This window comes from Jiangella alba (assembly GCF_900106035.1).
Lineage (GTDB): Bacteria > Actinomycetota > Actinomycetes > Jiangellales > Jiangellaceae > Jiangella > Jiangella alba.
Window position 1 is genome coordinate 1,685,402 of sequence record NZ_FNUC01000003.1, and the last position, 13,297, is coordinate 1,698,698.

At 74.7% G+C, this 13,297-nt stretch carries 11 protein-coding genes; 7 read left to right on the top strand and 4 right to left on the bottom strand.

Translation table 11 applies throughout. From position 1 onward, the window contains the following. The 5 genes from BLV02_RS10245 to BLV02_RS10265 all read left to right on the top strand — a co-directional run bounded on the left by BLV02_RS10245 (position 1) and on the right by BLV02_RS10265 (position 6,450). Positions 1 to 981 (top strand): copper transporter, encoded by a 981-nt coding sequence (locus BLV02_RS10245; RefSeq protein WP_069112939.1) that lies wholly within the window; start codon positions 1 to 3, stop codon positions 979 to 981. Beyond that, positions 978 to 1,790 (top strand): hypothetical protein, encoded by an 813-nt coding sequence (locus BLV02_RS10250; RefSeq protein WP_069112938.1) that lies wholly within the window; start codon positions 978 to 980, stop codon positions 1,788 to 1,790. Before BLV02_RS10245 ends, BLV02_RS10250 begins: the two co-directional genes overlap by 4 nt. A 4-nt stretch (positions 1,791 to 1,794) precedes the next feature. Further along, the gene (gene murJ, locus BLV02_RS10255; protein WP_069112937.1) at positions 1,795 to 3,390 is read left to right on the top strand and encodes a murein biosynthesis integral membrane protein MurJ; all 1,596 of its coding nucleotides are present in this window, start codon (positions 1,795 to 1,797) and stop codon (positions 3,388 to 3,390) included. A gap of 24 nt (positions 3,391 to 3,414) precedes the next feature. Beyond that, positions 3,415 to 4,506 (top strand): glycosyltransferase family 4 protein, encoded by a 1,092-nt coding sequence (locus BLV02_RS10260; RefSeq protein WP_069112936.1) that lies wholly within the window; start codon positions 3,415 to 3,417, stop codon positions 4,504 to 4,506. Between the two features lie 294 nt (positions 4,507 to 4,800). After that, positions 4,801 to 6,450, top strand: a complete 1,650-nt coding sequence (locus BLV02_RS10265) for a CTP synthase (RefSeq protein ID WP_069112935.1) — start codon at positions 4,801 to 4,803, stop codon at positions 6,448 to 6,450. Between the two features lie 139 nt (positions 6,451 to 6,589). Here BLV02_RS10265 and BLV02_RS10270 read toward each other — a convergent pair whose 3' ends face one another. Beyond that, the gene (locus tag BLV02_RS10270; protein ID WP_069112934.1) at positions 6,590 to 7,132 is read right to left on the bottom strand and encodes a TetR/AcrR family transcriptional regulator; all 543 of its coding nucleotides are present in this window, start codon (positions 7,130 to 7,132) and stop codon (positions 6,590 to 6,592) included. Between the two features lie 73 nt (positions 7,133 to 7,205). On the opposite strand from BLV02_RS10270, the gene BLV02_RS10275 reads away from it, so the two are divergent. Together BLV02_RS10275 and rpe are read left to right on the top strand one after the other, a co-directional pair. Beyond that, positions 7,206 to 8,738 carry an MFS transporter gene (locus BLV02_RS10275; protein WP_069112933.1) on the top strand — a complete coding sequence of 511 codons (1,533 nt, stop codon included), beginning with the start codon at positions 7,206 to 7,208 and terminating at the stop codon, positions 8,736 to 8,738. Between the two features lie 175 nt (positions 8,739 to 8,913). Beyond that, positions 8,914 to 9,576: a ribulose-phosphate 3-epimerase gene (gene rpe, locus BLV02_RS10280; protein WP_069112932.1), complete on the top strand. Its 663-nt coding sequence runs from the start codon at positions 8,914 to 8,916 to the stop codon at positions 9,574 to 9,576. On the opposite strand, the gene BLV02_RS10285 is transcribed toward rpe, so the two are convergent. Genes BLV02_RS10285 through BLV02_RS10295 form a run of 3 tightly spaced genes read right to left on the bottom strand, consistent with a single transcriptional unit; the run spans position 9,573 to position 13,296 of the window. Then, positions 9,573 to 11,018 (bottom strand): sensor histidine kinase, encoded by a 1,446-nt coding sequence (locus tag BLV02_RS10285; protein ID WP_069112931.1) that lies wholly within the window; start codon positions 11,016 to 11,018, stop codon positions 9,573 to 9,575. The genes rpe and BLV02_RS10285 overlap by 4 nt on opposite strands. Next, positions 11,015 to 11,707 carry a response regulator transcription factor gene (locus tag BLV02_RS10290; RefSeq protein WP_069112930.1) on the bottom strand — a complete coding sequence of 231 codons (693 nt, stop codon included), beginning with the start codon at positions 11,705 to 11,707 and terminating at the stop codon, positions 11,015 to 11,017. The genes BLV02_RS10285 and BLV02_RS10290 overlap by 4 nt, the downstream gene beginning before the upstream one ends. Then, complete coding sequence (locus BLV02_RS10295; protein ID WP_069112929.1) at positions 11,704 to 13,296, bottom strand: hypothetical protein; 1,593 nt, start codon at positions 13,294 to 13,296, stop codon at positions 11,704 to 11,706. The genes BLV02_RS10290 and BLV02_RS10295 overlap by 4 nt, the downstream gene beginning before the upstream one ends. Position 13,297 lies beyond the last annotated feature (1 nt).

Consider the following 13,297-nt stretch of genomic DNA (forward strand, 5'->3'; position numbering starts at 1 on the left):
GTGATCGACTTTCGCTACCACCTGGTCTCGATCATCGCTGTCTTCTTCGCGTTGGCGGCCGGCATCGTGCTCGGCGCGGGCCCGCTCGGCGACACCGTCGACGACACGCTGGCCGAGCAGACGTCGTCGCTGCGCGACGAGAACCGCGACCTGCGCCAGCAGCTCGAGGACACCGAACGCGACACCGCGTACCAGCAGGCCTTCCTCGAGGAGGTCACGCCGCGGCTGGTCACCGGCCAGCTCGAGGGCGAGTACGTCGGCGTCATCGCGCTGCCGGGCGCCGACGAAGAGACCGTCACCGCCGTGCGCGACACGCTGGCGCAGGCCGGCGCGACGGCCGACCTCACCGTGCGCATCGAGCCGACGTGGACCGACCCCGACTCCGAGCCGACGCTCGACGAGCTGGCCACCGAGCTCGTGTCGTCCGGCACCGAGCTGCCCACCGAGGGCGGCGGCTACGCCCGCGGCGCCGCGGTGCTGGCGTCCGCGCTGATGGCGCCGCCCACCGAGCCCGGAGCCTCGCACGAGACCATCGACACCGCCACGGTCACGGCGTTCGAGGAGTCCGACCTCATCACGCTCGAGCAGGACGCGTCGGTGGCGCCGTCCATGGCGGTGCTGGTGGCGGGCAACGTCTCCGGCGACGACGCGGAGGACCGGCTGGACCGGCTGGCCACGCTGGTGGGCAGCATCGACGCCGCCGACGCCGGCACCGTCGTGGCCGGTCCCGCCTCGACCGCCGAGGACGGCCTGCTGCGCACCATCCGCGACAACGGCGACCTCGCCGAGGTCGTGTCCACCGTCGACTCCGTCGACCTGCCCAGCGGCCGCGCGGCCGTCGTCTTCGCACTGAGCGAGCAGGCCGGTGGCGGCTCCGGCCAGTACGGCGTGGTCGGCGAGACCGACGGCGCGCTGCCGCCGGTGCCCGAGGAACCCGGCGCGTCGGTCACCGACGAGCCCACCGAGGGGAGCTCGTCGTGAGGCGCGTCGTCGGCTCGCTGGTCGCGGCCGGCGCCGCGGGCGCCGTCGCCTGGCTGGCGGCCCGCAAGATCGGCGAGGCGAAGCCCGGCGGCGCCGAGCTGTGGGAGCGCAAGAACTTCCGCGGCTCGACGCTGACGCTGGCGGCCGGTCCGGCCGCTGCCGCCGGCGCCGCCGCGGGCGTCGCCGTCGCGCCGGGGCTGTCGGCGCGGGCCCGCACCGCCGGGGTGAGCGCCGCGGTCGCCGTCGGAGCCGTCGGGCTCTACGACGACCTCTTCGGCAGCACCGCCAGCAAGGGGCTGCGCGGCCACCTCAGCGCGCTGCAGTCCGGCGAGGTCACCAGCGGCGTCGTGAAGATCGGCGTCATCGGCGCGGCCGGGGTCATCGGCGGCGCGCTGGTCAGCGACAACGTCGTCGACGCCGCCATCGGTGGCGCCGCCATCGCCGGCCACGCGAACCTGCTGAACCTGCTCGACCTCCGGCCCGGCCGGGCCAACAAGACCGTGCTGCTGCACGCGCCGGCCGTCCTCGGCGGCCCCGCGGCGCCGGTCGGCGCGGCCGCCGTCGGCACCGCGCTGGCGCTGCTCCCCGACGACCTCGGCGAGCGCACGATGCTCGGCGACGCCGGCGCCAACACGCTGGGCGCCCTGCTCGGGCTGGCGCTGGTCGCCCGCGAGGGACGAGGCGCGCGGCTGGTGCACCTCGCCGTCGTCACCGGTCTCACGCTGGCCAGCGAGAAGGTCAGCTTCACCAAGGTCATCGAGCGCACGCCCGTGCTGCGCGAGCTCGACGGCCTCGGCCGCCAGCGCTGACCCGGTGAGCGCGCGCCGGGTCGCCGCCGGGGCGGCCGCCGGGATCGCCGGGGGCGCGGCGCTGATCGCCGTGGTCAGCGTGCTGGCCCGGGTGGTCGGCTTCGGCCGCCAGCTGGTCTTCCAGTCGCAGGTCGGCGAGACGCTGCTCGGCAGCGTGTACGCGACCGCCAACGCCATCCCCAACGTCGTCTTCGAGATCGTCGCCGGCGGCGCCCTGGCCGGCGCCGTCGTCCCGCTGCTGGCCGCCGCGGCCGGGCGGGGCGACCACGAGCACGTCCGGCAGACGGTGTCGGCGCTGCTCGGCTGGACGCTGGTGCTGCTGGTGCCGGTGGCGCTGCTCGGCGTGCTGATCGCGGGGCCGCTGATGGAGCTCATGCTGGGCGACGCCGGCGGCTCGGAGGGCGTCACCGTCGGGCGTTCCATGCTGCTGCTGTTCCTGCCGCAGATCCCGCTGTACGGCATCGCCGTCGTGACCGCCGGGACGCTGCAGGCGCACCGCCGCTTCCTGGCGGCGGCGCTGGCGCCGGTGGTGTCGAGCCTGGTGGTGGCCGGGGCGTACGTGGCGTTCGGCGCGGTCTTCACCGGCGACGCGAACGACCTCGGCACCGTCGACCGCGGCGACGAGCTGGTGCTGGCCGGCGGCACGACGCTCGGCGTGCTCGCCCTGGCGCTGGCGACGCTGCTGCCGATGCTGCTGCGGGTGACCGGGCTGCGGCCGACGCTGCGCTTCCCCGACGGCGTCAGGCGGCGGGCCGTCGTGCTGGCCGGCGCCGGGCTGGTGACGCTGGTCGCGCAGCAGCTGGCGTACCTGACGTCGTACCTGATGTCGAACGAGCACGGCGGCACCGGCGGCGCGGTGACCTACCTGAACAGCTGGATGGTGTTCCTGCTGCCGTACGCCGTGCTGGCGGTCCCGATCGCGACGGCGGCGTTCCCGCGGCTGTCCGAGCACGCCGAGACGTCGCGCTCGTCGTACGCGGAGGTCCTGGCCCGCTCGACCCGCGCGGTCGTGCTGGTGTCGCTGCTGGGCGCGGCGGTGCTGACGGCGGTGGCGTGGCCCGTGGCGCGGTTCTTCGCCGCCATCGGGGCCGGCGACGCGCCGCCGGAGCGCATGGCGTGGGCATTGGTGGCGTTCGCGCCGGGGCTCGTCGGCTACGGGCTGGTCGCGCACCTGGGCCGGGCCCTGTACGCGCGCGGACGGGGCAAGACGGCGGCCGCGGCCACGGCGGCCGGCTGGCTGGTGGTCATCGGGCTGGCGGTCGCGCTGACGTCGTCCGTGGGGGAGGACGGGACCACGGCGGCGCTCGGCGTGGCGCACACGGCCGGGCTGAGCGTGGCCGGCGTGCTGCTGCTGGCCGGCGTCGTGCGCGACTCCGGCGGCGTGGCGCTGACGGGGGTGGCGCGGACGTTCGTGGTGGGCGCGGTGGCGGCGGGTGTGGGCGGGGCGGCCGGGTGGGCGGTCGCGTCGGCGTTCGGGCCGGGGTCCACGGCGTCGCTGGTGGTCGCCGGCGTGGCGGCCGCGGCGACGGTGACGGCGGTCGCGGGCGTCCTGGCCTGGCCGGTGCTGCGCACCGACCTCAAGGCGCTGCTGCGCCGCTGACGAGACTCGAGAAGGGACGGACGAATGAGGCTGACGATCGTCGTCGGCATGACGGCGGGGGGCGTCGGCATGCACGTGCGGTCGCTGGTGCAGCGGCTGGGCGGGCTCGGCATCGAGGTCGGCGTGGCCGGCCCGCCGGAGACCGAGGAACGGTTCGACTTCACCGGCGCCGGGGCCCGGTTCGCGCCGGTCCGCATCGGCAGCGCGCCGAACCCGCCGGCCGACCTCGCGGCGGTCCGGTCGCTGCGGCGGGCGTTCCGCGGCACCGACGTCGTGCACGCGCACGGGTTCCGGGCCGCCGCACTGTCCGGGCTGGCGCTCGGCCGCCGGCGTACGGGACGGGTCCCGCTGCTGGCCACCTGGCACAACGCCGTCATCGCGACCGGCCCGAAGCGGGTGCTGATCGCCGGGCTGGAACGGCTGGCGGCGCGCCGGGCCGACGTCACGCTCGGCGTCTCGTCAGACCTCGTCGCCCGGGCCCGCGAGCTCGGCGCGCCGGACGTCCGGCTGGCCCCGGTCGCGGCGCCGCGCGTGCAGCCCGCGAAGCGCGACGCCGACGCCGTCCGGGCCGAGCTGGGCGCCGGGGACCGCCCGCTGCTGCTGGCGGTGAACCGGCTGGCCGAGCAGAAGGGCCTGGACGTCCTGCTGGCGGCCGCCGCCCGCTGGGCCGGGCGCACCCCGTCGCCGCTGGTCGTCGTGGCCGGGGACGGCCCCCTGGAGGCCGAGCTGGCCGCGGCCGTGGCCCGCGACGACCTGCCGGTGCGGCTGCTCGGCCGGCGCTCCGACATCCCCGACCTGCTGGGCGCCGCCGACGTCTACGTGCTGACGTCGGTCTGGGAAGGCCGCCCCCTGGTGATCCAGGAGGCCATGCAGGTGGGCCTGCCCGTGGTGACGACGGCGGCCGGCGGCGTGCCCGAGCTGGTCGGCGACGGCGCCACGATCGTGCCGGTGGGCGACGTCGCGGCCGTCGCCGACGCCGTCAGCGCCCTGCTCGACGACCCGAGTGCCCGGGCCGAGCTGGGGGAGCGGGGCCGCAAGCAGGCCGGGACCTGGCCCGACGAGGACGACAACGCCCGGCTGGTCGCCGACCTCTGCCGGGACCTCGCCGGGCGTTGACGCAGGTTTGGTCCGCCCCCGCCAGCCGCGAGTCCGGCGGGGGCGGTGGCCACCACGGGGGAAAGTGGCCGAAGCCAAACGTACCGGATCAAGATCGGCAAGCCACCCCGATCGGGGAAAGATCTCATCAAGTTCTACGACGGCGAACACGCGGTGCGGCGAGTCGGCTCGCGCGGTGCTCCGGGACTGTTAGGCTGGAGGTCCGTGGAGCAAAGGTTCAGCGTTTCGTCGCCGAACCGCTAGTTGACGGATTGACCACGGGAGCCCCTCTTGGCCTTGCAGCCGACCACCCATGTGTTCGTGACCGGAGGAGTCGCCTCCTCCCTCGGTAAGGGGCTCACCGCCTCCTCGTTGGGGAGCCTGCTCACCGCCCGCGGCCTGCGGGTCACCATGCAGAAGCTCGACCCCTACCTCAACGTCGACCCCGGGACGATGAACCCGTTCCAGCACGGTGAGGTGTTCGTCACCGAGGACGGCGCCGAGACCGACCTCGACGTCGGCCACTACGAGCGGTTCCTCGACCGCGACCTCACCAAGTCGGCCAACGTCACCACCGGCCAGGTGTACTCCGACGTCATCGCGAAGGAGCGCCGCGGCGAGTACCTGGGCGACACCGTCCAGGTCATCCCGCACATCACCAACGAGATCAAGGACCGCATGATCTCCATCGGCGACGGCGACGTCGACGTCGTCATCCACGAGATCGGCGGCACCGTCGGTGACATCGAGTCGCTGCCGTTCCTCGAGGCCGCGCGGCAGGTCCGCCACGACGTCGGCCGCGACCGCTGCTTCTTCCTGCACGTCTCGCTGGTGCCGTACCTCGCGCCGTCGGGCGAACTGAAGACGAAGCCGACGCAGCACTCCGTCGCCGCGCTGCGGCAGGTCGGCATCACACCCGACGCCATCGTGTGCCGGTCCGACCGGCCCATCCCGGCGGGCGTGAAGAAGAAGATCTCGCTGATGTGCGACGTCGACGCCGAGGCCGTCGTGGCCGCCGTCGACGCGCCGTCCATCTACGACATCCCGAAGGTGCTGCACACCGAGGGCCTCGACGCCTACGTCGTCAAACGGCTCGGTCTGTCCTTCCGCGACGTCGACTGGACGGCGTGGGACGAGCTGCTGCGCCGCGTCCACCACCCGCGCCACGACGTCACCGTCGCGCTGGTCGGCAAGTACGTCGACCTCCCCGACGCGTACCTGTCGGTCACCGAGGCGCTGCGGGCCGGCGGGTTCGCCAACGACGCCAAGGTGCACATCCGCTGGGTGCCGTCCGACGAGTGCGAGACGCCCGAGGGCGCCGCCGCCCAGCTCGGCGACGTCGACGGCGTCGTCATCCCGGGCGGGTTCGGCATCCGCGGCATCGAGGGCAAGATCGGCGCCATCCGGTACGCCCGCGAGCACCAGCTGCCGACGCTCGGCCTGTGCCTGGGCCTGCAGTGCATGGTCATCGAGTACGCCCGGTCCGAGGCCGGTCTGGTGCAGGCCAGCTCGGCCGAGTTCGACCCCGACACGCCCGAGCCGGTCATCGCGACCATGGAAGACCAGAAGGGCATCGTCGCCGGTCAGGGCGACCTCGGCGGCACCATGCGGCTGGGCTCGTACCCGGCGGTGCTGGGGGAGGGGACGCTGGCGCGCGAGCTGTACGGCGCGAGCCGCGTCACCGAGCGGCACCGGCACCGCTTCGAGGTGAACAACGAGCACCGCGACCGCCTGGTCAAGGCCGGGCTCGTGGTGTCCGGCACGTCGCCCGACGGCACGCTGGTCGAGTTCGTCGAGCTGCCCCGCGACGTCCACCCGTTCTTCGTCGCCACCCAGGCGCACCCCGAGCTGAAGTCGCGGCCGACCCGCCCGCACCCGCTGTTCACCGGGCTGGTCGCGGCGGCCGTCAGCCGGCAGCAGGAGACGCAGCTCCCGGTCGACGTCGAGCCGGCGGTCGTCTCCTAGCCGAGTGAGTCCCTCGTCCAGCCGGTCGTGGTGTGAGGTCGGCGGGCGAGGTTCGCGGCGCGAGGGTGTCGGTGCCCGCCCGTAGGGTGGGCCCCACCCGGGCCGGGCGGGTCATGCCTACCGCCCGGCGCCGCGCCCGTCAAGGCGACGTGCCCGCCTTTGCGTCGCGCGTCAGCCGGTGCCGGAGTTCGTCCAGCAGGGCGGGGTCCGGCATCGGCAGCCCGGCCAGCGCGCTCAGGTACAGGCCGTCTCCGACCAGCCGCACGATCTCGGCCGTCACGGGGTCGTCGATGTGCTCGCGCAGGATCTCCGCCCACCGGACGAAGCAGTACATCACCAGCCGCCGGGCCTCCTCGCTGGCGACGTCGTTGGTGCGCAACGCCGCCAGCAGGGACCAGTAGACGGCGCCGTCCTCCGACGACGGCACCGACGTGCGCAGGAAGAACCCGACGACGTCGTCGGTGCGTTCGGCCTGCTCGAACTCCGCCTCGACCGCCTCGGCCAGCCGCCGGGCCAGCCCGGTGATCAGCGCTTCCTTGCTGGGGAAGTGGTAGAGCAGGCCGCCCTTCGAGACTCCGGCCTTCTCGGCGACGGACTCCAGCGTCACCGCGTGCAGGCCGGTGTCGACGAGGATGCGCTCGAGCGCGTCGAGGATGCGATCGCGAGAAGAAGGGCGCGGCATAGGGGATGAACCTCGATTCTGACGGTGTTACTGTACCGTCCGGACGGTTTAGCTTACCTCGGAGGGTGTTGCGATGACGATGATGGAGCAGCGAGTGCTGGCGGGGCCGCGCGAATGGGGCGCCCTCGTCGTACTGCTGCTGCCGGTCCTGCTCATCTCGGTCGACATGACGGTGCTCAGCTTCGCGGTCCCGCACCTCAGCGAGGATCTCGCGCCGACGGGCACCCAGCTGCTGTGGATCGTCGACGTGTACGGCTTCATGATCGCGGGGCTGCTGGTGACGGCCGGCACGCTCGGCGACAGGATCGGACGGCGCAAGCTGCTGCTGGCCGGTGCGACGGCGTTCGGCGTGGCATCGGTGCTGGCGGCGTACTCGACGTCGCCGGAGATGCTGATCGTGGCGCGCGCCCTGCTCGGCGTCGCCGGGGCGACGCTGATGCCGTCGACACTGTCGCTCATCCGCAACATCTTCCACGACGCGCGGCAGCGGACGCTCGCGATCGCCATCTGGGCCACGATGTTCTCCGCCGGCGCCGCGCTCGGCCCGATCGTCGGCGGCTGGCTGTTGGAGCACTTCTGGTGGGGCTCGGTGTTCCTGGTCGCGCTGCCGGTGCTGGCGCTGCTGCTGATCTTCGCGCCGTTCCTCGTGCCCGAGTCGCGCAACCCCGCGCCGGGCCGGTACGACCTCCCCAGCGCCGGGCTGTCGCTGGTCGCGATGCTGCTGGCGGTGTACGGGATCAAGGGGCTGGCCAAGCACGGGCTGGCGTTCGGGTACGGCGCCGCCCTGGTGGCGGGCGTGCTGGTCGGTGTCGCGTTCGTCCGGCGGCAGCGGCAGCTGGAGACGCCGCTGCTCGACCTCGGGCTGTTCTCGCGGCCCGCGTTCCGGGCGTCCGTCATGACGAACCTGCTGACGACGTTCGCGATGATCGGCGCGCTGTTCTTCATGACGCAGTACCTGCAGATCGTGCTGGGGCTGGAGCCGCTGCGGTCCGGGCTGGTGCTGGTGCCGGGGCTGGCGCTGGCGATCGTGACCGGGCTGTTCGCCGTGCCGCTGATGCGCCGGCTGCCGATGCCGTACCTGCTGTTCGGCGCGTTGATGGTCGTGGCGACCGGGTTCGCCCTGATGGTGCTGGCCGGCCGCGGCTTCGGCGCCGGGCTGGTGATGGTGGCGTTCGTGCTGGTCGGCGCCGGTGTCGGGCTGGTGCAGACGATCACCAACAACGTCATCATGGCCTCCGTCGACCCGGACCGCGCCGGTGCCGCCGCGGCCGTGTCGGAGACGGCGTACGAGGTCGGCGGCGGCATGGGCACCGCGGTGCTCGGCAGCCTGCTCACCGCGGTGTACGGATCGTCGCTGGGCGCGGTGAGCGGCGTCGACGGCGCCGCGCTGGCGCAGGCGCGCGAGACGCTGGGCGGTGCGGTCGACCTCGCCGGCACGCTGCCGGCGCCGGCTGCGTCCGCCCTGGTCACGGCCGCCGAGGACGCCTTCACCCGGGCCGTCGAGGTGACCAGCGTGGTCGGCGCGCTGATGGTGGTCGCGGCCGCCGTCCAGGCGCTGGTCGTGCTGCGGCACCACCGGACGCCGGTGAGCGTCGGGTCGCACTAGGGTGTGACTCCCGGGTCCATGGCCTACTGCGCGACGCCCAAGCGGCGCCTCGCTGCGTTCTCGTCAGTCGCCATAGGCACCGCTATGTCTCCTTCCTCGGCCTTGCGAGGCATCCACCTGGACGCCGCTCGCTACGGCCGAGACCCGGGAGCCACACCCTGTAATCTGAGCGCTCGTGGGGATTCAGATCGCGCCGAGCATCCTGTCGTCCGACTTCGCCAACCTCGAGTCCGAGATCGCCCGCCTGGGCGACGCCGAGCTCGTTCACGTCGACGTCATGGACAATCACTTCGTCCCCAACCTCACGCTCGGCCTGCCGATCGTCGAGGCGATCCTGGCCCGCACCGACCGGCCCGTCGACTGCCACCTGATGATCGACGAGCCGGATCGGTGGGCGCCGGCCTACGCCGAGGCCGGCGCGCACAACGTCACGTTCCACGCCGAGGCGGCCGCCGCGCCGGTCCGGCTGGCCCGTGAGCTGCGCCGGCACGGGGCGCGGGCCGGCGTCGGCCTGCGCCCGGCCACCCCGGTCGAGCCGTGGGCCGACCTCCTGCCCGAGATCGACATGCTGCTGGTCATGACGGTCGAGCCCGGGTTCGGCGGCCAGCCGTTCCTGGACGTGTGCCTGCCGAAGATCCGGCGGGCGCGCGAGCTGGTGTCGCGGTCCGGGCTGGACGTCTGGATCCAGGTCGACGGCGGGGTGTCGGCCGAGACGATCGAGCGCTGCGCCGACGCCGGGGCGGACGTGTTCGTCGCCGGGTCGGCCGTGTACGGCGCCGAAGACGCCGCGGCCGCCGTCACCGAGCTGCGCGAGCTGGCGGCGAAGGCCGCCCACTAGTCCTCGGCCGCGGGCAGCGTCAGGCGGAAGCGGGCGCCGGCACCGAGCCGCGTCCGCACCTCGACGTCGCCGCCGTGTGCGCGGGCCAGCGACCGGGCGATCGACAGCCCGAGCCCCGCGCTGGCGCCGCCGGACCGGTCGCGGGAGCGGTTGGCCCGGTAGAACCGGTCGAAGACGCGGTCCGCCTGCTCGGCGGTGAGACCCGGGCCCTCGTCGACGACGTCCAGCACTGCGCGGCCGTCGACGGTGCCGACGCCGATGCGGACGGCGCTGCCCGGCGGCGTGTGCGCGACGGCGTTGCCGACGAGGTTCGCGACGACCTGCCGCAGCCGATCCTCGTCGGCGTCGACCGGCGCCGGGCCGGGCACGCCGTCTCCGTCCGGGCCGGTCAGCTCGACCGTTCTGGACGGGTCGAGCGCGCGCAGGTCGTGACGGGCGTCGCCGGCCAGCGTGCGCAGGTCCATCGGCGCGCGGTCCAGCTGGCCCTCGGGCGCCTCGTCCAGCCGGGCCAGCAACAGCAGGTCCTCCGTCAGGGCCGCCAGCCGGGTGGCCTCGCGATCGATCCGCAGCATCGCCGCGTCGACGTCGGCCCGCTCGGGCAGCGCGCCCATGCGGTACAGCTCGGCCGAGCCCTTGATGCCGACCAGCGGCGTGCGCAGCTCGTGGCTCACGTCCGACAGGAACGTGCGCATGCGCGCCTCGCCCTCGGCGCGGTCGGCGAAGGCGCGTTCCAGCTGGCCGAGCATGGTGTTGAGGGACGCCGCGAGGTGCCCGACCTCGGTGGTCGGCGCGGCCAGGCCGGGGACGCGCTGGGTCAGGTCGCCGCCGGCGATCGCGGCCGCCGTGTGCTCGATGCGGCGCAGCGGGCGCAGCCCCCGGCCCAGCGCGAGCCAGCCGATCGCCGTCAGCAGCACCAGCAGGACGCCGCCGCTGACGACGCTCGTCACACGGAGCTGGTCGATGGTCGCGTCCGCCGTGTCCAGCGGAGCCGCCGCGACGACCGTCCCGTCCCACCCGGCCGCGGTCACGCCGACCGCCCGCCAGCGCCCGTCGCCGTCGGCCGCCGGGAGGCTGACCGGGGTGCCGTCGGACAGCCCGGTCAGCTCGTCGGTGGCCGGCAGCTCGCCGCTGTCGAGGCCGGACGTGCGCAGCCCGCCCGCGACCGTCCCGTCCGCGTCGAGGTACACCAGGTACGGCGCGCCGATCAGGTCGAGCGCGGCGTCCAGCAGTTCCGGCCGCGCCTCGGTGTCGACCGGCTGCGGCGGGCCGCCGGCTGAGACGCTGGTCAGGATCGCGGTGAGCGACTCGAGCTGGTCGTCGATGCGGTCCAGCTGGTAGCGCTCCAGGTTGTTCGCGACAACCGCGCTGATCAGCGTCAGGCCGGCCAGCAGCAGCCCCGAGGTCAGCAGGAGCAGCCGCGACCGCAGTGACAGCCGCCTCACCGCGGCTCCCGCAGCACGTAGCCGACCCCGTGCACCGTCCGGATCAGCTTCGGTTCCCCGACGTCGACCTTGCGGCGCAGGTACGAGATGTAGGTGTCGACGATGCTGGCGTCGCCGCCGAAGTCGTAGCGCCACACGCGGTCGAGGATCTGCGCCTTCGACACCACCTGCCCGGCGTTCTCCATCAAATACCTGAGCAGCCGGAACTCGGTGGGGGACAGGCGGACGGCGGCGCCGTTGCGGGTCACCTGGTGGCCCGCCGGATCGAGCGTCAGCGGCCCCGCTCTGAGGAGGTCGGCGGGGTTGCCGGACGTGCGGCGCAGGATCGCGCGGATGCGGGCGATCAGCTCCTCCAGGTCGAACGGCTTCGTCACGTAGTCGTCGGCGCCCAGCGACAGGCCGGTGACCTTGTCGGCCTGGCGGTCGCGGGCGGTCAGGAAAAGGACGGGCACGGGCCCCCTGCTCCTGGTCGCGAGCTCGCGGAGCCGGCGGACCACCTCGAAGCCGTCCATGTCAGGCAGCATCACGTCCAGCAGCACCAGGTCGGGCGGCTCCGCCTCCGCCGCCGCGACGGCCTCGCTGCCGGTGGCCGCCGAGGACACCCCGAACCCGGCGAACCGCAGCGCCGCCGACAGCAGTTCCCTGACCGTCGCCTCGTCGTCGACCACGAGCAGCCGCTGCGACGTCATGGCCGGGCCCGGTCCTTCCACGATCGCCAGGGTAGTGAAGGCAGCGCCCCCGCCGCCCGCACGACGGCGACTCCGGCCGCGCCCGCGGCGGCGCCCACCAGCGCGCCTGTGGCGAGCGCGGCCGGCGGGTCGGCGCCCAAGGCGGCGTCGAGCAGGTCCAGCCCGCCCACCCCCACGTCGACGTTCACGGTCGTGAGCATCGCCATCACGGCCAGCCCGGCCCCCGTCGCCACCCCCATCCCGCCGACGACCAGCAGCCCGCGCCAGGCTTCGCTGTGCGGCTGGTGGTGCGGCCCGCGCCGCTTGGTTGGCGCTGCGCGCCTGGTGTCGCTGTGCGGCTGGTGGTGCGGTCCGCGCCGCTTGGTTGGCGGCCCGGGCCGGGCTTCGCTGTGTGGCTGGTGGTGCGGCCCGCGCCGCATGGTTGGCGCCCCGCGCCAGGTTCTACTGTGCGGCTGCTGGTGGGACCGGCCTCCCTGCCGCCGTGCCGTCGCGGCGACGAGCACGCCGAGCGCGAGCAGCGCCGTACCCGACACCCACCTCAGTGGCGTCGTCGAGACCATCGGCGCGGCGCCGTCCAGAGCGCACCCCAGCACACCGTCCGCCCGCACCGTCACCGGCACCCCGAGCCCGGCCGGCAGCGCCCCGGCCACCGCGAGCGGCAGCATCAGCAGCAGCCCGCCCGCGGCCTCGCGCCCGCCGGCGGCCGCCATCCCCGTCCCGACGACGGCGGCTCCGGCCACCGCCCACCACCCGGCCCGCGTTCGCCGCGTCGATCCGCCGAACCGCAGCACCAGCCACCCCACCCCGACGACCGCCGCCGCACCCGCCGCCCCGGTCACCGCCACCCGGCCGCCGGCGATCGAGTACCCGACGTCCAAGGGGCCGGCCGATCCACCCTCGCCGAACGGCACCCCGCCGCCGTCCAAGCACCCGTCGGCGGGTGCTGTGCCGGCTGCCGCATCGACCCCACCGGCCCCCGCTGACGCAGCGTCGGCCAGCCGGCCTCCTGTGGGCGTGGTGCCGGCCGCCGCGGCGAGGCCGCCGGCCTTCGTCGGCGCTGCGTTGGTCAGCCGGCCTTCCGCGGGCGTGTGGCCGGTCGCCGTGGCGAGGCCGCCGGCCCTCGTCGGCGCGCCGTCGCCTTTCACCACTCCGGTCGGCACCGGGCTATTCGCCGCGGTCGTCGCGTCGGCCGGGAGCGAGACCGTCACGTTCCCGCTGGCCAGCTGCGCCACCGCCAGCAGCCCGGCCGCCACGGCCACCGTCGCGGAGACGCCGCGCACGCCGAACCCGTCCCGGCCGCGCCGCAGCACCAGCACGCCGAGCACCACCGCGCCCGCGATCGTCACCCCGAGCGGCAGCACCTCGACCCCGGCCCGCAGCGGAATCGGGAACTCGCCCGGCGCCGTCGTCGTCAGGGTCGCCCGGCCACCCGCGGCCAGCCCGACCACGGCCGCCGTCAGCGCACCGACCTCGCCGATCCGGCCCGCGTCGAGCAGGAACAACCCGGCCGCGGCGACGCCCGCCATCGTCAGCAGCGCCGCCGCGCCCGCGACCAGACCGGCGCCGACGTCCCGTGGCCGCACCGCCACG